This is a genomic window from Idiomarina zobellii, assembly GCF_900100855.1.
In the GTDB taxonomy this organism is placed as follows: Bacteria; Pseudomonadota; Gammaproteobacteria; order Enterobacterales; family Alteromonadaceae; genus Idiomarina; species Idiomarina zobellii.
In genome coordinates this window covers 122,214-140,753 of sequence record NZ_FNCB01000004.1, presented here as the reverse complement: position 1 = coordinate 140,753, position 18,540 = coordinate 122,214, and the positions used below count along the sequence as shown (strand labels likewise).

Sequence of the window (18,540 nt, the reverse complement as noted above, 5' to 3'; positions counted from 1 at the left end):
AACCGCTTCTGTTGTTGTCGGTTGTATTAAAAAAATACCGCCAGTTAAGGCGGTATTTCAAGGATACAGTGTCCATTAATTATTCGCGGCAAGCTCCTCGCCGTTAATAAAATCCATCGCTACGAGCAATGCCTGATCAAGGTAAGGGTCGACCTCCGTCACTTCCTCAGGAGCATCTTCGATGTCTTCAACTGGCTCCATTCCCGCTCGTTTTAATCGAGCATTGACTCGTTCAAGCTGGCGAGCTTTTTGCTCATCTTCTTTTTTCTTGCGCTCTTCTGAATTAAGACTGACCCAGGTTTTGTCTTTTTCCAGGCGATACCGCTCAATATCTTCAAAGATGAACTCAAATTCCGGCGCTTTTTCAATGCGTTTATTTAAACGTGTTTGCAGCACTTCAATTTCTGAGTCATCAACTCTATTGACAGGCTTAAAGTCTGCTTTTTTAATTTTGTCCCACGGTAGCGCATTATCTTCTTTGCTTTCGCCCCACTCTGATGGCTCCACATACGAAGGAAATACGATATCAGGCTGAACACCTTTCAGCTGCGTACTACCACCGTCAATACGGTAAAACTTAGCGATGGTGTACTGTACACTGCCCAGAGGCTCATCAAAAAAGTCGAAACGACGCGCTAACCCACGGTGCTGCTGAACAGTGCCTTTACCAAAGGTATTTTCACCCAGAATAAGCGCGCGCTCGTAATCTTGCATTGCCGCTGCGAATATTTCGGAAGCTGACGCGCTGTAACGGTCAACCATGACAAACAGAGGTCCGGAGTAAAATACTTTACCGTCTTTATCTTCACTAACATCAACGCGACCACGACCGTCACTTACCTGTACGACAGGGCCTTTATCGATAAACAAACCGGTTAACCCAATAGCTTCTGTCAGGGCACCACCGCCGTTACCACGTAAATCGATGATAAGACCTTCCACATTTTCAGACTGAAGCTCTTTAATAAGCTTTTGGACATCAGCAGTCAGATTGTTGTAAAAGCCTGGTATTTCAATAACGCCCATTTTCTGGCCTTCATAAACGCCTTCTTCAATGGTTTTCACTTCTGCTTTAGCGGCTCTGTCTTCCAGTTTAACTTTGTCACGAGTAACCTTAACAACACTTGGCGTGCCGCCTGCCCCTTGGCTGGACTTAAGTACCTGAAGTCGTACGGTAGTACCTTTAGGGCCTTTTATTAGCTCAACAACGTCATCCAGACGCATGCCAATAATGTCAACAAACTCTTCTTTATCTTCGCCCTCGCCCTGACCAACAGCGATAATTTTATCTTCGGGCGATAATTTGCCTGTTTTATCAGCAGGACCGCCAGGAACCAGGCTACGAATAACGGTGTAGTCATACTCTGACTGCAAAACAGCACCGATACCTTCAAGCTCTAAATTCATGTTCTGTTTAAAGCGCTCAGAGTTCGAGGGCGATAAGTAGCTGGTATGCGGCTCCACAGAGCGAGCAAAAGCATTCATTAGCGTCTGAAATACATCTTCACTCTTAGACTTCGTTAAACGGTTAAGTGCACTATTGTACCGCTTACCCAGGGTTTCAACGATTTCAGGCCACTCTTTACCGGCAAGCTTCAAATTAAGCGCATCGTATTTAACGCGGCTTTGCCAGAGCTCATCAAGCTCTTCTTCCGTTTTAGCCCACTCAGCATCTTCGCGGTCGTAATAATACTTATCGCCTTGTGCCGAGAAGTCCATTGGCTTTTCGTCATCGAGTAAAGACAACGCGTAAGTATACCGGTCAAATCGACGTTTCAGACTACTTTGGTAAATGTCGTAGGCGACATCGAGGTCACCACTTTTCAGCATGTCATCGAATAAGTGTTGATACTCTGACGCACTTTCAACATCTTCTTTCAGCAAAAACATTTTGCTGTAATCGATCATCTCGAAGTAGCGGTCGTAAATTTGCTCAGACAACTCGTTATCCAGCGTCATTCCGCTAAAGTGATAACGAGTGAAATAGGATGTAATGCGTTCACTGGCTGTATCGTGCTGAGACTCTTGCTCTAATTCCGGCAACTCATCGACACTGTGTTTTGGAGGGATAGCGTAAGCTGCAGGTACTGCGACAGCCAACGCCAATAAATAACTTTTTACAGCCAAGTGTTTCATTCAATGCTCCTAAGCGCGCAAAAATATCTTATCAGCTTTCACTTTCATGCTGAGACCATTTGCCAACTGAACCTGAACATCACTTTTGTCCAATTCAGTAATGGTTCCCGTCATGGGTTGGTTTCCAGCTTTTACCTGTACTTGTTGACCTACAGAAAGCTTGCTAAGTTCCGCTTCTTCCAGTTTAAGCTCTGGTTTTGGCTTTTTCTTAGCGGTTTTAGGCTTGCTAGGTTTGCTCGCCTCAGGCTTTTTCTTTTTCGCCGGCGCTTTAGGCTTTGCAGCATTTTTTTCTTTCGCTTTTTGTGCTGCTTTCGCTTTAGATTCTTTTAATGACTCTTGAGCGTGTTCCTGATGCTCTTCAGTGACCTTATCGGCTTCGTTACCGTCAAGATCGACTCGAGCTTCACCGGCTTTTATACTGTAAAGGTAACGCCAGCTATTTGTGTAGTGACGAAGCGCTGTTCTTAAGCGTGTCTTGCTGACTTTTTCATCGTCTTCTAAGCGTTTGGCCAAATCTTCAAAAATGCCGATTTTTAGAGGCTTGGCATCACCTTTTAACGAAAAGCAGTTAGGAAACTGTTCTGCTAGATAGGCAATAACGTCTTTGCTTTTCGTTAGTTTTTCCGGTTCACTCATTCTGTTCTTCTTCCTGTTCTCGAACGTCGTCCATTAGGTTTTGAACGTATTCGTCCATTTCGTCAAATGATAATTCTAAAAGAGCCGGTTCCTCTATCCAGTCATACAGGGTACGACGAACCATTTCTTCCAATTGCTCTGTGTTATCGTCATCTGTGCGCAACGCATTAATATGATGCAGCATTTCATTAACTTGGTCCGCAGCTTCTTCGGCATCATCGTCGAAGAATATAGCGTCTTCACGCGTCACCAAATAACTATGAATATCGAATTCTGCAAACATTAACATTATTTCGACCAGTTCAGCGTGCTACAGAAGTCAGCTATTTTTTGAAAGCCTTCTGCATCTTCATTGTCAAAACGACCAATAGAAGGGCTATCAATATCAAGAACAGCGACGGTTGTGCCGTTCACAACTATAGGTGCCACAATTTCACTATTTGATGCTGAATCGCAAGCTATATGGCCTTCAAACTCATGCACGTTTTTAACACACTGCGTTTCTTGGGACTGTGCACCAACACCACAAACACCTTTTCCAAACGGGATTCTTGCGCACGCCACTTTGCCCTGAAATGGTCCTAAAACAAGCTCATTATCGGAGTCGGTTAGGTAAAACCCAAGCCAGTTTATGTCATCGACAGTGTCGTACAACAAGGCAGAAATGTTGGCTAGATTAGCTATTAGGTTAGGCTCGCCTTCTGTAATAGCTTGAGACTGGCGTAAAAGGTCGGAATACAACTTAGCTTTCATAGTAGTTTCAACTTAGTTATCGAGCTTGAAACGGGCTATTGAACCCGTGTCATTGTCGGAGCGGAACTGATCTTTTAATTCCCGCTTAGACTTAGAAATAATATTGCCGTCCGGACCCACCGTATACGCCTCGTCAGAGTTACCGAACCGAGCTTGGTACGCCATAACCAACTGCAGCGAATTTTCTCGTTGCTCGTCGGTTAGTTTGTTGCCGTCAGGCCACCGGCCAGTCTCAACAGATTGAACCAAGCGTTCATACACCTCAGGCGTCATGCTATTAATTAAGTCATCGAACTGCATGGGTTACCGTTTCTTTTTCAGGAACATCAACTGAACTCGGTTTATAACAAACCATATTAAGCCAACAACAATACCGCCAATAGCGATATTATAGCCCCATGACTGAGGTTGTGGTTGTTGCATAAACAAATAGGTAAAAGCGGCTATTGCAATAATTAAGGCCAACATTGAGCGAGAAACCAGCTTATCTGATTTTTCCTGGTTCAAGCGGCGCCGTTCGCGCTGAATGTCTTCTTTGCTCTGCCCCGCCAAAACAAATTGGCAATGTGGGCATTCACGAGCCTTTGATGAAATTCGTTTATTGCAAGATGGGCATTTCGTTAACGCCATAATTTCATAACCTACCTCTTATGCAGTCCTTGCAATATAAGGCTTTTGCGCTGAATTTCAAGCATAGTGAATAAGAAAATAAAAAACGGCCAGCAAGAACTGGCCGTTTTAACTGACTCAAAAGAATTTATTTTTTCTTGTCAGCGTCACCAAAGTCTTTCCAATAAGACTTAACAGTCGACTTCATTTCTTTATGAAGCAATAACATACCCAGCAAGTTAGGTAGCGTCATCAGTACAATAGCAACTGCCGACGCCGTCCAAACCAGTGTGGTATCTGCGAAAGACGCCCAGAAGAAACCAGCAACATACAGGATACGGTATGGCATAACGCCCTTTTGCCCGACTAGATAGACAACCGCCCTGTCACCATAGTAAGACCAGGCAATAGCTGTCGAAAACGCGAACATCAGTAGCGTTAATGGAATAATATATTGTCCGTAATCGCCGAAGTAGCCGTTAGCGAAGGCTAATGAAGTCAACGCAGCCGAGTGCACCAATGACTTACCAACCACTTCGATGTCTTCTTTTATTAAGTTACCGTTCTTAATCTCAACGGTACCATTATAGGCATCCTCGCCGGCGATAATAAAACGAACATCTTCAGCTACTGAACGGGCATGCAAAATAGTAATTTCACCGCCTGTTTGCGCTTCACCATCAACCACTTCCAGCTTACCGGAGTAACGCTCAATTTCAGTATCACTGAATCCGTTCAAGTACTTATAAAGCTCTTCACGGTCGTCAGTATCAACGTCATTGTACTGACCAACAATAAAGTCGAGGTCACTGCGAGCAAAGTTATTCTCATGCTTCTCGGTCCATACACCAGAAGAGAGAATAACCAAACCGGTTAAAGTACAAATTAAAATGGTGTCCAGGAAAGGCTCGAGAATCGATACCAAACCTTCAGCAACCGGATCTTTCGCTTTCGCAGAGGCGTGAGCAATTGGCGCAGAACCCTGACCCGCTTCGTTCGAGAACAAGCCACGGTTAACCCCTCGGTTAAAGGCGTACGCAAAGCTTGCCCCTAAGAAACCACCAGCAGCCGCTGAGCCAGTAAAGGCATCTCTGAAAATAGAGACGAATGACTCACCAATGTTATCAATATTGAAGAAGATAACGCTTAAAGAGCCGATAACATAAAGAATCCCCATGATAGGAACAATCTTTGACGTTACCGCCGCAATACGTTTAATACCGCCAATAATAACCATCGCCAACAGTATCGACAAAATAGCCCCGGTCCAGACAGGATCAATCTCGAAAGTCTGCTCCATCGATTGAGCAATGTTATTAATTTGCGGCATATTGCCCGTACCGAAAGAACTAACAATAGTGGCAATAGCAAAAATAACGGCTAGCCATTTCATGTTAAGGCGGCGATCCATGTAATACATAGGGCCACCAGCCATAGTGCCGTCTTCGGTTTTAACACGGTATTTATGCGATAAGGTCACCTCGACAAACTTGGTGGTCATACCCAAGAATGCCGTCATCCACATCCAGAAAATAGCGGCTGGGCCACCTAAGAATATAGCCAGTGCAACCCCACCGATGTTACCGGTACCTACTGTACCGGACAGGGCTGTCGACAAAGCCTGGAAGTGACTGGTGTCGCCTTGCGAGTCTTTGCGGTCAAATTTACCGGCTAGAACGCGCCATGCGTGTCTGAAGTAACGAACTTGTGGGAAACCAAGGTATAACGTAAAAAACAGACCCACACCCAGCAGAATGAATGGGAAATAGGCTGCAGAGCCTAAGAACCCATCAATCCATAATAGAAAATTATTGAGCGCTTCCAAGGAAGACCCCCTCTTGTTGTTATTATTGTTAATTCACTCTAGTTTTAACGCAATTTTGGCGATACTGCCAATATTGCGGTTAATACGTCTTCACCTAAACGCTGCGAACGTGGCGCAGACCAGCCAAAATCCTCATCTGGTAAGTCAGCATTGTCTTTAAATGGCATTTCCAGCGTATACGAAAGACACTTAAACTTCTCGCCCACGGCTGAATTGGCAACTGTCATATTAGCCTGGCCGGGTTCATCAAGGTCATAACCATACTTGGTCTGGAACTCTGGTGTCGCCGTTAATAAAGCAGCTTTAAAAGTGTTTTCCAAGTCCTTATGACGCTCATCGTATGACGGAATGCCTTCACAACCCGCAACAAAGTTATATGGCAAGGCTTCATCACCATGCACATCTAAAAACATATCGACGCCGGTTTGCTCCATACGTTTTAAAACGTAGAAAACTTCCGGGCTTTTTTCCAAGCTTGGTTCCGCCCATTCGCGGTTCAAGTTAGTGCCTACCGCGTTGGTACGCAAATGCCCACGAACGCTGCCGTCTGGGTTCATATTAGGAACAACATAAAAGACATTATTGTCGAGCAGCTTACGAGCTACACCGTCTTCATCATCTAATAAGCGACCTAAAAAGCCTTCCATGAACCACTCAGCCATAGACTCGCCCGGGTGCTGACGCGCAGTGACCCAAATGGTGTTTTTGTGCTCTGCCGGTTCGCCAATCACCAATAAGTTAAGCTCACGACCGTCAATGGTTTCGCCGAGTAATTCGTGATAGCAGTCTACTGACTGTTGAGCCGACTGAATTAAGTCCTGATGGCGCTCATAAGAGTACGGCACGAAATAGGCGTAATAGACACTTTCCTGCTCTGGTGTGTGGCGAATGGTCAGTTCTTTACCGTTGTATTCTGTCGGGACACGGAACCACGTTTCGCGATCATAAGACGCTAATGCTTCATAACCGTCCCAACCGTCTGGATAAGCCGAGCCCGATGCATTTTCAATGACCATGACGTGTTCAGTACCGGCTTCACCAAAAAGTTTAAAGTGAAACCACTGATAAAACTCGGATTGGTTGTCTTTATTTATTGCGAGTCGGATATTGTCGGCGCTGTCAGCGCTAATAACCTGAATGTTGCCACTATCAAAGTTAGCAGAAATACGCATAATTCACCCTTTATTAAGCAATTCTGTTGTAACAAAAAAGCGCCCGGCGGGCGCTCTTTTAACGTTATTTAGGCAGGTTCGGAACCTTAAGTCCCGCCATAGCTTCTGCTACACGAACAACCTGACAGCTATAACCAAACTCGTTGTCATACCAAACGTACAATACAGCACGATCTTCATCGACAATAGTTGCTTGTGAGTCAACAACACCCGCGTGGCGCGAACCGACTAAGTCAGAGGACACAATTTCAGTTGATGCGGTGTAGTCTATTTGGTTAACCAACTCAGAATGCAAAGCAGTGTCACGCAAGAAGTCGTTTAACTCATCGCGAGAGGTCGTTTTTTCTAAGTTCAGGTTCATGATAGCCATCGACACGTTCGGCGTTGGAACACGAATTGCGTTACCAGTAAGCTTACCAGCCATTTCCGGTAATGCTTTAGCGACTGCTTTTGCTGCACCTGTTGAGGTAATAACCATGTTTAACGGAGCTGAACGCCCACGGCGGTCTGCTTTGTGGTAGTTATCAATCAGGTTTTGGTCGTTGGTGTACGAGTGCACGGTTTCAACGTGACCATTGCGAATACCGTATTTGTCATTAACGGCTTTCAATACAGGCGTAATTGCGTTGGTTGTACAGCTTGCCGCTGAAACAATCGCATCACTGTCTTCAATATCGCTGTCATTAACACCAAATACGATGTTCTTGATGTCACCTTTTGAGGGGGCTGTCAGCAAGACTTTGTTTACCCCTTTCGACTTTAAGTGCAGACCAAGGCCAGCTTCGTCTTTCCAAATACCCGTATTATCGATAACAATCGCGTTGTTGATACCGTACTGGGTATAATCGACTTGATCCGGACCATCAGAGTAAATCACTTTGATGTTGGTACCGTTTGCTTTAATGCTTTGGTTTTCGTGGTCAACGGTAATAGAACCGTTAAACTGACCGTGGATAGAGTCACGGCGCAACAAACTTGCACGCTTTTCTAAGTCGCCATCGCGTCCGCCGCGAACAACTATCGCTCTTAAGCGCATTTTGTTGTTAGCACCATTACGTTCTATAAGCTGGCGAGCCAGTAAACGACCAATACGACCAAAGCCATAAAGCACAACATCACGCGGCTCAATATCGTCTTCTCTGTCAATAATGTCAGTCAGTTCGCGCTTAACATAGTCTTTAATTGACAAGTCATCGCTTTTGCCGCCAAACAGGTAACCATAAGCTAACTTACCTAAATCAACGCGTGCTGGAGACAGTTTCAACTCAGCCATTGCTTCCAGGAATGGGAAGCTTTCACGCAAGCGAACTTTCTGGCCTTCGTAACGGCGAATTAAACGGTGAGACTTGATAATGTTGATAGTTGAAACGTTCAAAAGAGAACGTCCGTAAACAAGAATTTCAACACCAAAGTTACGGTAAAGCTTGCCGAGAATCGGCTGCATTTGTTCGGCGTATTCCTGGCGTTCTTGCCAGCTTGCTAGAGTTGGATCTTGCTGGTTAGCATTCATATTGAGCCCTGTCCTCTGTACTTAATGTTCAGTGAGCGTGTTCAGTAAGCAAATAAAGTGCTACGCTTAAAAATCCGCAGTATTGTACTGAAAAGGTCGGCATGAAGCCAACTTTAAGAGAAAATCAGCTTTTAGTGATATCGTAAACGGGTGATTATGTTTAAAAAATACGCAGTTTTTATTGCCTTGCTTCCCTTGGCGGGATGTTATGACAGCGCTCCGACAGTTAGGGAAATTTGTCAGGGTACTCCATCAATGTGCAGTGACTTAAATGATGACAACTGGTGTAACTCCGAACGCCGTCAACTTATATTCAGTCGTTACGATGTCAGTCAGAACAAAACTCCCGAAAACCAATACTATTTGATGCAGGACCTGCAGGAATACAGCAAATGCATTGAGCTGGCGTCGACTATCGAACATAAAAAGCTGAAACAAAAACAGTCAAACCGTATTGAAGCTTACATTAACTCGCAGAAAAATATAAAAGCGCTGGCAAAAGAAACCGAAAATTCTGAGCACCCTCTTTGGCTTTACTGGCATTGGTCTAATCAAGGAGATACAAACGCACTTGATAAGCTGTTGGCAATGGAAGGCTCTAAGCGTATGCAGACACCCGAGCTGCAACTCGCTCTGGCTACCTATTACACCAAGCAAGACTCAGAAAAAACATTCAAGCTGCTTTACAACGCCCTACGCCTATATAAAGAAGGTGATCGCATTAACCCCGAAATACCTTCGACGTTAGTATCTATGTACCTTAAAGAAGGCAAAGCTGAAAAAGCCTATGTTTGGTCACAAGTTGCCTGGCAGCTTGGCCAGGACAACCTGGATAAAAACAGCATGAAAAATATCGTCACCGCATCAGAAGATGAATACGATGACTGGGACGATCAGGCGGAAGATATTGTCGACCAAATCAAGGATGGTCAGTTTAAAGGCCGTTACTCATCTTCATAATGCATAGCCACTGAATTGATGCAGTAACGCTGCCCGGTTTCTGTAGGGCCATCATCAAATAGATGGCCTAAATGACCATCGCAGCGGCTGCATAACACTTCAATGCGTACCATGCCATGACTCATGTCTTTTTCGTAACGTACGGCACCATCAATAGCAGCGTCGAAACTGGGCCAGCCACAATGTGAATCAAATTGGGTGTCGCCTTTAAATATAGGCTGACCACAACCGGCACAGCGATAGACACCGTGTTTATCCGCCACCAAATATTCACCCGTAAAAGGTCTTTCCGTCCCTTTTTCTCTTAAAACATAATAGGTCTCGTCGGACAGCTGTTCTCGCCATTCAGCGTCCGATAGTTTTTTCCAGTCTTTATCTGCCATTGAACAATTTCCCACCCTTAAAGAGTTGTGACTTTATTGTCATACTACTGATATAAAGCCTATGTTAAACTGAGTATTACTAATAAATTGCTGGAGTTAAGCATGCTTCGACGCACCAAAATTGTTACAACCCTCGGCCCTGCCACAGACTCAAAAGACACCTTACGAGCCCTCATTGAAGCGGGTGCCAACGTAGTTCGTCTCAACTTCTCGCACGGCAGCGCTGACGATCATATTAAACGAGCCTCTATGGTGCGCGACATTGCTAAAGAATTAAATGCCCACGTTGCCATACTTGGTGACCTGCAAGGCCCGAAAATTCGTATTGCACGTTTTAAAAATGACTACGTTGAATTAAACGCAGGTGATCAGTTTACTCTGGATGCGGAAATGGCGAAAGACGCCGGTGACGAACACGCTGTGGGACTTGATTATAAACAGCTACCACAAGATGTGAAGCCTGGCGACATTCTTTTGCTGGACGATGGTCGGCTGCAGTTAAAAGTAACTGATATTGAAGGCACCAAGGTGCATACGGTTGTCACTATTGGTGGCACGCTATCAAACAATAAAGGCATTAACCGCCAAGGTGGCGGCCTCTCTGCCGCTGCCCTAACGGAAAAAGATCATGAAGACATAAAAACCGCCGCTAAAATTGGCGTTGATTATTTAGCTGTATCTTTCCCCCGTAGTGGTAATGATATCAACCAGGCACGTCATCTGCTGCGTGATGCCGGTGGCAAGGGCTTGCTTTGTGCCAAAATAGAGCGTGCCGAGGCGGTTGCCAGTGAGCATGCTCTGGACGACATTATTCGAGCGTCAGATGCTGTTATGGTTGCCCGCGGTGACTTAGGTGTAGAAATTGGCGATGCTCAACTGGTTGGTAAACAAAAGCTTATTATCTCTCGCGCTCGTCAGTTAAACCGCGTTGTTATTACTGCAACGCAAATGATGGAGTCGATGATAGAGAACCCAATGCCAACTCGAGCGGAGGTCATGGACGTCGCCAACGCAGTGCTCGATGGCACTGACGCGGTGATGTTGTCGGCTGAAACAGCTGCTGGTAAGCACCCTATTGCCACCGTAAAGGCCATGGCTGATATTTGTCTGGGCGCAGAAACGCACCCCTCAGCGAAGCTCGATCATAAAGATCTGGAAGAGGTTTTTTCCAGCATTACTGAAGCGACTGCCATGTCAGCAATGTATGCAGCTACGCATTTAAGTGGGGTTGCCGCTATTGTTGCACTAACAGAGTCTGGCTTTACGGCTAAACTCATGTCGCGTATTACCTCACACTTGCCAATTTTCTCGCTGTCTCGTCATGCGGAAAGTCGCAACAAGTCAGCTATGTACCGTGGTGTGTACCCTATTAATTTTGACTCAACAAAAACCAGCAACCCTATTTTAGAAGCCATAGACGTGCTGAAAACCAAAGGCCACTTGAAAACCGGTGACTTAGTGATTCTCACACACGGTGATGTTATGGAAACGGTTGGTTCAAGCAACACCTGTAAAATTATCGAAGTCCGTTAATCGTTAAAGTCTTCCATAATACTATCAAGAAGGTCGATGTATTCGTCGGCCTTCTCTACTGCCGCTTCTCGTTGGTTGTCAGACAAGCTCAAATACATATTCCATAAAAACGTATTTCTTGTGTTACTGCTTTGCTCTATCTTTTCCTGAAGCGCTTCGGTTCGCAGTTGCTTAGGGTCTTGTATCAGAGCTGTCAGCTTATTGGTATCGGTTGGCTCTGTCAGTAGTATGGTTTCAAATTCTGTAAGCCATTGTGCCCGGTAATTCAGCCAATCTTCCTGTATAGAAGGGCTTTTCGCAACCCAGTCACGCAGTAACTTATCCTGTTGCTCTGTCAGGTCACCAATAATATCTTCCAAGTCACTTTCAACTTCATTAACCCGCTCAAGCTGTCGCAAAATAGGGTTTTCAGACTGTTTCTCTTCAAACTTTTCGAAACGCTCTTGTTGTTTCTCTTCTATTCTTTCAAACAGTTGCTGCTTTTGTTTCACCGACAAGTCGTTAATTAACGCGGTTTCTTTTGACACTCTGTTCAACACGTTCTGCCAAAAGTGCAATAAAGTGTCTTCAAAAGCGATAATATCGGCTTTTTCAAGCGTTTGGTTATGCACCTTTTCACGCAAGTTAAAGAGCGCTTCGCGATACTCGGGTATTTGAGTCTGGGCATGCCATAAATGAAGCTCATCCACTTTTTTTGCAAGCGTCGCTTCTTGTTGGTCATTGAGGTCAACGTACTCTTTTACCCGCCATTCAACTAGCGTATCTGCGAACTGGTAGCCGATATTCGCTGTGCAGCCCGACAGCACCAGGAGAATTAATAAAGCGAAGCTCAGAAAGCGCATAGTGATAACCTATTACTGACCTAAAATCAGCTGTTTTATTTTGTCTTTATAACTGCGACTGACTTTCAGCTGCTGTCCATTTTTTAACTGCAAATGGTATTCGCCATTTTGCTGATTACACAGTTTCTCGACTTGGTTAACATTGACAATAGCAGAGCGATGTACACGCTGAAATAGCTGAGGGCTTAATTCTTTCTCAAGCTCCTTCATGGTACGACGCAAAATATAAGTGTCATCGTTAGCGTGGATGCACATATAGTCGCCCGCCGCATCAATCCATTTAATGTCCTTAATAGCCACCCGTGTAATTTCACCGCTGTCTTTAATCGCAATATGATCGGGGTACTGGTTCGTCGCTATGTCACCACCTTCCGATAAGGTTTTCAGCAGATCTTCCGCATTCTGCCCTGTCACTTCAGCAACCAAACCCACCAACTTTTCATGTTGCTCTGTATCGAAACTGCTGTTTTCAGCAATAACTCGTTCTACACACTCTTTCAGTCGGTCGTCATCAACCGGCTTCAGCAAATAGTCTAACGCCCTTACTTCAAAGGCTTTTATCGCATATTCATCATAAGCCGTAACGAAGACAACAGTAGGCAATTCGCCCCCCTGCTCTTTAACGGCTTTTAAGACCTCGAAGCCATTCAGTCCGGGCATTTGTATATCCAGAAACACTAAATCCGGCTTTTCTTCGACGATAACATCGACAGCCGTGCGACTGTTTGGGCATTCCGGCATAAGCTGAAGCTCTTCAAAAGCTTCCAGACGCACTGACAAGCCCTTTCGTGCTAAAGGTTCGTCATCAACAACGAGCGTTTTTAAGCGCTGACTCATACTTTCTCCAGTGTTTCAAAAGGTATAACAATGGTGACACAAAGACCTGAGCCTTCGTTCTTACTCATGTTAAATATAAAGTGCTTACCGTACAGTGACTGTAAACGTTGCTGAGTGTTATTAAGACCAACGCCTTCTTTCCTGAACAGTTTATTAGGGTCAGATTCCAATTGGGGGCCGTTATCACAGATAGTTATTTCTAAATCATCGTTTACTTTTTTCGATTGAATACTTATTTTACCCACCCCTTCGACCTGCGCAATGGCGTACTTAATCGAGTTTTCAATAAGCGGCTGGCAGATTAAACTGGGAACCAATGCCTGCTTAGTTTCTTCCTCGAGATTTATAGTCACTTCTAGTTGCTCATCAAAGCGCACCTTTTCAATGTCCAAATACAACAGCAGCGCATCAATCTCTTTTTCCAGCGGTACTTTTTTAATCGGATCGTTATCCAGTGAGAACCTTAAGAATCGACTCAACTTATTAACCATCTTATTGGCCTTGTCTGAGTCTTTTATCAAAATAAGTGTTGATATCGCATTAAGTGTATTAAACAGAAAGTGCGGGTTAAGTTGGTAACGCAGCATTTTTAATTGTGCCTGATGGGCCATAGACGAGGCCAACAGTGCTTTCTGCTTTTCTTCCTGCAGCATTTGGTAGTATTTAATACCAAAATACAGCCCGCTCCAGCTTAAAATAATATAAAACTTCGCCAGGCTGTTTTTTAAATAAAAGAATGGGCTGTCAGGTCTGAATCCAAATTTATAAATTTCCCAGTAAGTCGCGTTATCAATAATGGCCCAAAGCACCGAAATAACATAAGACGCAACGATAGCAATAAGCACCATAAGCGGTGGTGCCATCTCCCATATTCGCCGGTAGAAATAGCGCAACGGAACCGTCAGAAGAAAGCCAGCATACGCGCCAAGAATAATAATAAGCGTGTAAATATCACGCATTTCATGCATGAGTGAGCCAATGTAGTTCACTAACGCGTAGCCAATCCAACCGCCGGCTTGTAACAACCAGAAGAACCGGTTTCTATTTTCCATCAGCATTTGCCACTGATTCAACAAATGCTTCATGCGCTTCCTGACGCCTCCAGTTTAGACAACTCTTCAATATCGACTAAGCTTCCGGAGAACAACGCATTCACTTCGTCTTTCTGGTTGCCTAAAAACTGTAAACCTAATTCATAGTGGTCGTTTCGTTTAACCTGACGAACAATGGCTTTTAACGTCACTTTACGGTTATTTTTTTGCTCTATGACTAGGTCGACTTTACTGCCGTTTTCCCACAAGATCTTGTCATTACTCTCTGGTAGCTCATGTTTAACCCGGCATCCGGTTTCTGACACATCCAGAACATGACCTTTGAGGGAAACCTTATCTCCTTCGGTAGACTGACCTTCAAGAACCATTGGTAAGAAGGCATCAAACCGCCGCCCTTTACGAATTACGCGGTATTCCACCTCATTTGGCCAACGGATGAACAGCATTTTTGTCGGGTGAGAAACAATGTAGTTAATGTCGCTTCGAAAAGCGCAAATTTCACCGTTCCCTGCTTCTAACACAAACCGTACTACGACAGGAATCGCTTCCTCGATATAGTCCCGTAAATCACTGTATTTTCGTGCATCGGGCATATTTAGAATAAGCCAGCGATCTTTTAAGGCACCGATAAACTCAGTAAAAAACCGTGCGGGCACGTTTGAATTAGTCAGTTGTACTTCAATTCTTTGTCCGGGAACCAGTTCGGTGATTTTTTTGGTGCTCATACGGGTCTCGCGCTAGCTATCTGTATGCTACTATGATCGCTAGATGTCAGTCAGTGTCAAGCAAAGGAGACGCTCTTGATCGCTTACGATATAACACCCATCGATTTACATGGTCACCTATTCGAAGTCATTCTGACCATCGATACTCCCGAGCCAGAGCAGGAGCTGTGGTTACCTAACTGGATTCCAGGCAGTTATCTCATACGCGACTTCTCTAAGCATATTATCGGATTGTATGCCGAAGCTAACGGTGAAGCGGTAGCAATAAAGCAAGTAAGCAAAAACCGCTGGCGGTTGAATACAGCCGAAAAAACAGTCACTGTTAGGTATCAAGTCTACGCGTGGGACTTGTCTGTTCGCTCTGCCTATTTAGACCAATTGCAAGGGTTCTTTAACAACACCAGTTTATGTCTTGCTGTTGCTGGCCGAGAAGACGAAGCTTGCCAATTAACATTGCACGCACCAGTCGATGCGCTTGAATGGAAAGTGGCGACTGGCATGCCCCGCTTAACCGGCCAACCTCATTCCTGGGGAACCTTCGAGGCAGAAAACTACGACGCCCTTATCGACTATCCGTTCTTAATGGGCGACCTGGTCATTGAAGAATTTATTGCCCACGGAATTAAGCACTCATTGGTGTTAAGCGGGCGTCACTTTGCCGACACCTCAAAAATCTGTGCCGATTTGGCGCGTATTTGTGAAACTCAGATATCGATGTTTGGAGAAGCTCCGTTTAAGTCCTACACCTTTCTGACTATGGTTGTTGGTGAAGGTTTTGGCGGGCTCGAACACCGTAACTCAACCGCCCTTCTGTGCAGTCGTAAAAGTCTAATTGGCGAGCATGACCATGGTATTAATGAAGACTACCAAACCTTCTTGAGCCTTTGTTGCCATGAGTATTTCCACAGTTGGAATGTGAAAACATTAAAACCCAAAGCGTTTATTCCTTATCAGCTGGACAAAGAAAGCTATACCGAACAGCTGTGGTTTTATGAGGGCATGACCTCCTATTTCGACGACTATCTATTACATGCCGGAGGCATTGTCAGCGCCGAGCAATACTTAAAAGTTCTGTCAGAAACCTTAGCTCGGGTTGAGCGTGGCGCCGGTCAGTACCAACAAAGCGTGACAGAGTCGAGCTATCTGGCCTGGACTAAGTTTTATCAGCAAAATGAGAATGCGCCGAACAGCATTGTCAGCTACTACTCAAAAGGCGCTCTTATTGCGCTTAGCCTGGATTTAATGCTGCGTTTGCAAAGCAACCATTCGCTGACATTGGCTCATGTCATGAAAAAGCTCTGGCATGAGTTCGGCAAAACGGGTTTAGGCACCGCCGATGACACCGTCCTTAACATTTTGGACAGTTATTCAGGCGTTGATGTTGCCGACTTTTTACGCGAGCAACTGTACGTCAAAGAAAGCCTGCCGTTAGAAAGCTTATTGAATCAGTTTGGACTAGAAGTTACGCGCTCAGTACCCGCGGATGACAACTCACTGAAAGCTGCCGACGACCCTGCTCCGGTCAATTTAGGCGCAAAATACAAAGCTTCGTCTGCTGGGTTGGAGCTATTAAGTGTTTACCATGACGAAACAGCTTATAACGCTGGTTTGTCAGCGTCAGACCGTATTATCGCGATTGATCACTTGCAAGTGACGGATGCAAACGTGCAATCTGTCTTGTCACGTTATCGCCCAGGTCAGAAAGTTACCGTGCATGCATTTCGACGTGACGAGCTATTAACGTTAGATTTAATTTGGGAGGAGCCAACCCCGGCATGCTGGCAGCTCTCGATTAAAGACGCTGCCAAATTGAATGGATGGCTTACCGTAGAAAGTTAGTCTTCGTAAAGCTGGGGAAGTAATGCCGGGTCTAACCGGGTATTTCCCCAGTTAACCCGCCAATCTAAATGAGGCCCCGTAGCACGGCCTGTAGCGCCAACTTCTCCTATTACCTCACCCTGCTTTACTGTATCGCCAGTTTCCACGTGCAACTTGCTGAGGTGCAAATAGGTGGTGTTTACCTTGTAGCCGTGCTCAATAATGATAGTGCCACCCGAGTAAAATAAGTCAGGCTCCGCTAAAACCACTTTCCCGGTCCAGGGAGCTTTTACAGGTGTTCCTGTTGGCACAGCAATATCTTCTCCATAATGAGGGTTACGAGGCTCGCCATTAAAGATTCGTTGACTGCCGTAAACTCCGCTAATACGCCCTTCAGCTGGTTTCGCCACAGGCGTCAGGAAGTGCTTATTTTTAGACGCTTCTTGTCTTGCCAACCACACTTTTTCAGCTTCTTTTCGAGCTCGCTTAACCTGCTCCGGGTCTGGTGTCACTGTCTTTTGAGGAACGCCATCGACACGGTCAATATCGTATTCTCGTTCACTTAGTGTAATGGTTTTAGTGCGGGTCTCTCCGTTAGCCGATACACTGAGCTCATGTTCAAGTTCTGCTTTGCGACCGAATCCAAAAACAAAGTAACCATTGTCGGTCACTTCCACCGCTTCACCATTTAGCGTCACTTCAGCTCCAGCGACCGTTTTACCTAAATGCAACGCCCCTTGTGTAAAAGGCCCTTTAACTTCAAGAGGCACAGAGCTGTTGGCAAGCAGAGGGGCCGATACAATCAGACCAATCAACACGCCCATAAAACGAGACTTACGCATAAGCAATAGCTCCTTTACCAACGCCTTCGTAGGCTCTGACTTCCACTGACTTGCCTGCGTGCTCCTGCCCTATTGTCGAGGCCAGGTACTGCGCAATACATTCAACCGTAGAGTCACTTTCAATCACGTAGTTTTCGCTACGCGGCATAACCAATTCAAACAATCCCTGAATTGAGGTGTAGCTGTAACCAATGTGAGTGTTTTCGTCTACGCCATTTGCCGCTTTCGATAGCGTCATTTCATTAAAAGTCGCGATATCGTCTTCGGTACCAATATAAATGTCTTCCCATTTATCGCACCAACTTTTCTCTAACGCTGGCTGGCGAATACCGTCAATAAATATCTGTAGCTTTGAACGATGCCCGTGGGCAATACGCTGACAGTTGCCATCGTGCTTTTTTAAACCGTGAGTGTAGTGATAATAAAAACCGTCAATTTGCTCAGGACGTAAGGTGAGTTTCAGACCTTCAACGTTCACCGGTAGTTCTTGTTTAATCACCGCTTTGACATAATCAGTAACCGTCTCGATACTGACTACTTCGGCATCGATAAAGGCAAAAGAGTCTGACGGACAAAACAGGTGTATTGAACGGGAATTGTCACGCTCAAAGTCGACCCAGTAAGAGCTGTCGTCTTCATTATGGGTGACTTTCGTGTAGGGGTGGTCGCCAGGAACCAACAGCTTGTGATCGACCGAGTCATCAATAATGGCTTTCACTTGCTTTTTGACCTTACCAAAGTCAAGCACCATGGACTGTTCGTTCAGGTTACCATCAAGAACAATATCGACAATCCAACTCTCCCCCACAATGCCGCGTTGCGGGCAAAGGTAAGAGCAATCAATAACGGTAAGATCGTTCACAAATAACTGCATATAAAAAGTGACTCTTTGCTGTTCTCTAAAATT

Annotated in this window: 19 protein-coding genes; 3 read left to right on the top strand and 16 right to left on the bottom strand. The window is 45.1% G+C overall.

Going from position 1 to position 18,540, the window contains the following annotated elements:
- Nucleotides 1-75: 75 nt before the first annotated feature.
- From prc to BLT32_RS06025, 9 genes are all read right to left on the bottom strand, one after another.
- Nucleotides 76-2,136 carry a carboxy terminal-processing peptidase gene (gene prc / locus BLT32_RS06065; RefSeq protein ID WP_053953631.1) on the bottom strand — a complete coding sequence of 687 codons (2,061 nt, stop codon included), beginning with the start codon at nt 2,134-2,136 and terminating at the stop codon, nt 76-78.
- Between the two features lie 9 nt (nt 2,137-2,145).
- The gene (proQ, locus tag BLT32_RS06060; protein WP_053953630.1) at nt 2,146-2,772 is read right to left on the bottom strand and encodes an RNA chaperone ProQ; all 627 of its coding nucleotides are present in this window, start codon (nt 2,770-2,772) and stop codon (nt 2,146-2,148) included.
- A complete protein-coding gene (locus BLT32_RS06055; protein WP_235443981.1) occupies nt 2,765-3,061 on the bottom strand; it encodes a hypothetical protein in 297 nt (98 codons plus the stop codon). Before BLT32_RS06055 ends, proQ begins: the two co-directional genes overlap by 8 nt.
- The gene (locus tag BLT32_RS06050; protein WP_053953629.1) at nt 3,061-3,525 is read right to left on the bottom strand and encodes a GAF domain-containing protein; all 465 of its coding nucleotides are present in this window, start codon (nt 3,523-3,525) and stop codon (nt 3,061-3,063) included. Before BLT32_RS06050 ends, BLT32_RS06055 begins: the two co-directional genes overlap by 1 nt.
- 12 nt (nt 3,526-3,537) lie before the next feature.
- A complete protein-coding gene (locus tag BLT32_RS12820) occupies nt 3,538-3,825 on the bottom strand; it encodes a YeaC family protein (protein WP_053953628.1) in 288 nt (95 codons plus the stop codon).
- A 3-nt stretch (nt 3,826-3,828) separates the two neighbouring features.
- Nucleotides 3,829-4,155, bottom strand: coding sequence for a zinc ribbon domain-containing protein (locus tag BLT32_RS12815; RefSeq protein WP_053953627.1), 327 nt, complete (start codon nt 4,153-4,155; stop codon nt 3,829-3,831).
- Between the two features lie 127 nt (nt 4,156-4,282).
- On the bottom strand, nt 4,283-5,959 hold the full coding sequence (locus BLT32_RS06035; protein WP_053953626.1) for an alanine/glycine:cation symporter family protein: 1,677 nt from the start codon (nt 5,957-5,959) through the stop codon (nt 4,283-4,285).
- A gap of 44 nt (nt 5,960-6,003) precedes the next feature.
- Nucleotides 6,004-7,131, bottom strand: coding sequence for a M14 family metallopeptidase (locus tag BLT32_RS06030; protein ID WP_053953625.1), 1,128 nt, complete (start codon nt 7,129-7,131; stop codon nt 6,004-6,006).
- Nucleotides 7,132-7,195: 64 nt separating this feature from the next.
- Nucleotides 7,196-8,641: a glyceraldehyde-3-phosphate dehydrogenase gene (locus tag BLT32_RS06025; RefSeq protein WP_053953624.1), complete on the bottom strand. Its 1,446-nt coding sequence runs from the start codon at nt 8,639-8,641 to the stop codon at nt 7,196-7,198.
- Nucleotides 8,642-8,797: 156 nt separating this feature from the next.
- On the opposite strand from BLT32_RS06025, the gene BLT32_RS06020 reads away from it, so the two are divergent.
- Complete coding sequence (locus BLT32_RS06020) at nt 8,798-9,601, top strand: DUF2989 domain-containing protein (RefSeq protein WP_053953623.1); 804 nt, start codon at nt 8,798-8,800, stop codon at nt 9,599-9,601.
- Here the strand turns inward: BLT32_RS06020 and msrB are convergent.
- The gene (msrB, locus tag BLT32_RS06015) at nt 9,586-9,984 is read right to left on the bottom strand and encodes a peptide-methionine (R)-S-oxide reductase MsrB (RefSeq protein WP_053953622.1); all 399 of its coding nucleotides are present in this window, start codon (nt 9,982-9,984) and stop codon (nt 9,586-9,588) included. The genes BLT32_RS06020 and msrB overlap by 16 nt on opposite strands.
- Before the next feature lie 102 nt (nt 9,985-10,086).
- On the opposite strand from msrB, the gene pyk reads away from it, so the two are divergent.
- Nucleotides 10,087-11,517 (top strand): pyruvate kinase, encoded by a 1,431-nt coding sequence (gene pyk / locus BLT32_RS06010; RefSeq protein WP_053953621.1) that lies wholly within the window; start codon nt 10,087-10,089, stop codon nt 11,515-11,517.
- On the opposite strand, the gene BLT32_RS06005 is transcribed toward pyk, so the two are convergent.
- The 4 genes from BLT32_RS06005 to BLT32_RS05990 are packed head-to-tail and all read right to left on the bottom strand — an operon-like array spanning nt 11,514 to nt 14,973.
- Entirely contained in the window at nt 11,514-12,359 is an 846-nt protein-coding gene (locus tag BLT32_RS06005) for a DUF6279 family lipoprotein (protein ID WP_053953620.1), read from the bottom strand. The genes pyk and BLT32_RS06005 overlap by 4 nt on opposite strands.
- A 12-nt stretch (nt 12,360-12,371) precedes the next feature.
- The gene (locus tag BLT32_RS06000) at nt 12,372-13,196 is read right to left on the bottom strand and encodes a LytR/AlgR family response regulator transcription factor (RefSeq protein WP_053953619.1); all 825 of its coding nucleotides are present in this window, start codon (nt 13,194-13,196) and stop codon (nt 12,372-12,374) included.
- Nucleotides 13,193-14,281, bottom strand: coding sequence for a sensor histidine kinase (locus BLT32_RS05995; RefSeq protein WP_053953618.1), 1,089 nt, complete (start codon nt 14,279-14,281; stop codon nt 13,193-13,195). Before BLT32_RS05995 ends, BLT32_RS06000 begins: the two co-directional genes overlap by 4 nt.
- The gene (locus BLT32_RS05990) at nt 14,278-14,973 is read right to left on the bottom strand and encodes a flagellar brake domain-containing protein (RefSeq protein WP_053953617.1); all 696 of its coding nucleotides are present in this window, start codon (nt 14,971-14,973) and stop codon (nt 14,278-14,280) included. Before BLT32_RS05990 ends, BLT32_RS05995 begins: the two co-directional genes overlap by 4 nt.
- Nucleotides 14,974-15,048: 75 nt before the next feature.
- Here BLT32_RS05990 and BLT32_RS05985 point away from each other — a divergent pair, with 75 nt between their 5' ends.
- Nucleotides 15,049-16,812 (top strand): M61 family metallopeptidase, encoded by a 1,764-nt coding sequence (locus BLT32_RS05985; protein ID WP_053953616.1) that lies wholly within the window; start codon nt 15,049-15,051, stop codon nt 16,810-16,812.
- On the opposite strand, the gene BLT32_RS05980 is transcribed toward BLT32_RS05985, so the two are convergent.
- Together BLT32_RS05980 and BLT32_RS05975 are read right to left on the bottom strand one after the other, a co-directional pair.
- Complete coding sequence (locus BLT32_RS05980) at nt 16,809-17,633, bottom strand: M23 family metallopeptidase (RefSeq protein ID WP_053953615.1); 825 nt, start codon at nt 17,631-17,633, stop codon at nt 16,809-16,811. The two genes, BLT32_RS05985 and BLT32_RS05980, sit on opposite strands and share 4 nt — an antisense overlap.
- Nucleotides 17,626-18,507, bottom strand: a complete 882-nt coding sequence (locus BLT32_RS05975) for a 6-carboxytetrahydropterin synthase (protein WP_053953614.1) — start codon at nt 18,505-18,507, stop codon at nt 17,626-17,628. The genes BLT32_RS05980 and BLT32_RS05975 overlap by 8 nt, the downstream gene beginning before the upstream one ends.
- Nucleotides 18,508-18,540: the final 33 nt, after the last annotated feature.

Coding starts and splice junctions, on each gene's coding strand:
- BLT32_RS06030 (WP_053953625.1), bottom strand. CDS start 7,131: ATGCGTATTTCTGCTAACTTTGATAGTGGCAACATTCAGGTTATTAGC.
- BLT32_RS05995 (WP_053953618.1), bottom strand. CDS start 14,281: ATGAAGCATTTGTTGAATCAGTGGCAAATGCTGATGGAAAATAGAAAC.
- BLT32_RS06050 (WP_053953629.1), bottom strand. CDS start 3,525: ATGAAAGCTAAGTTGTATTCCGACCTTTTACGCCAGTCTCAAGCTATT.
- BLT32_RS05980 (WP_053953615.1), bottom strand. CDS start 17,633: ATGCGTAAGTCTCGTTTTATGGGCGTGTTGATTGGTCTGATTGTATCG.
- BLT32_RS05990 (WP_053953617.1), bottom strand. CDS start 14,973: ATGAGCACCAAAAAAATCACCGAACTGGTTCCCGGACAAAGAATTGAA.
- prc (WP_053953631.1), bottom strand. CDS start 2,136: ATGAAACACTTGGCTGTAAAAAGTTATTTATTGGCGTTGGCTGTCGCA.
- BLT32_RS06055 (WP_235443981.1), bottom strand. CDS start 3,061: ATGTTAATGTTTGCAGAATTCGATATTCATAGTTATTTGGTGACGCGT.
- BLT32_RS05975 (WP_053953614.1), bottom strand. CDS start 18,507: ATGCAGTTATTTGTGAACGATCTTACCGTTATTGATTGCTCTTACCTT.
- BLT32_RS06000 (WP_053953619.1), bottom strand. CDS start 13,196: ATGAGTCAGCGCTTAAAAACGCTCGTTGTTGATGACGAACCTTTAGCA.
- pyk (WP_053953621.1), top strand. CDS start 10,087: ATGCTTCGACGCACCAAAATTGTTACAACCCTCGGCCCTGCCACAGAC.
- BLT32_RS12820 (WP_053953628.1), bottom strand. CDS start 3,825: ATGCAGTTCGATGACTTAATTAATAGCATGACGCCTGAGGTGTATGAA.
- BLT32_RS06025 (WP_053953624.1), bottom strand. CDS start 8,641: ATGAATGCTAACCAGCAAGATCCAACTCTAGCAAGCTGGCAAGAACGC.
- proQ (WP_053953630.1), bottom strand. CDS start 2,772: ATGAGTGAACCGGAAAAACTAACGAAAAGCAAAGACGTTATTGCCTAT.
- BLT32_RS06020 (WP_053953623.1), top strand. CDS start 8,798: ATGTTTAAAAAATACGCAGTTTTTATTGCCTTGCTTCCCTTGGCGGGA.
- BLT32_RS06005 (WP_053953620.1), bottom strand. CDS start 12,359: ATGCGCTTTCTGAGCTTCGCTTTATTAATTCTCCTGGTGCTGTCGGGC.
- msrB (WP_053953622.1), bottom strand. CDS start 9,984: ATGGCAGATAAAGACTGGAAAAAACTATCGGACGCTGAATGGCGAGAA.
- BLT32_RS12815 (WP_053953627.1), bottom strand. CDS start 4,155: ATGGCGTTAACGAAATGCCCATCTTGCAATAAACGAATTTCATCAAAG.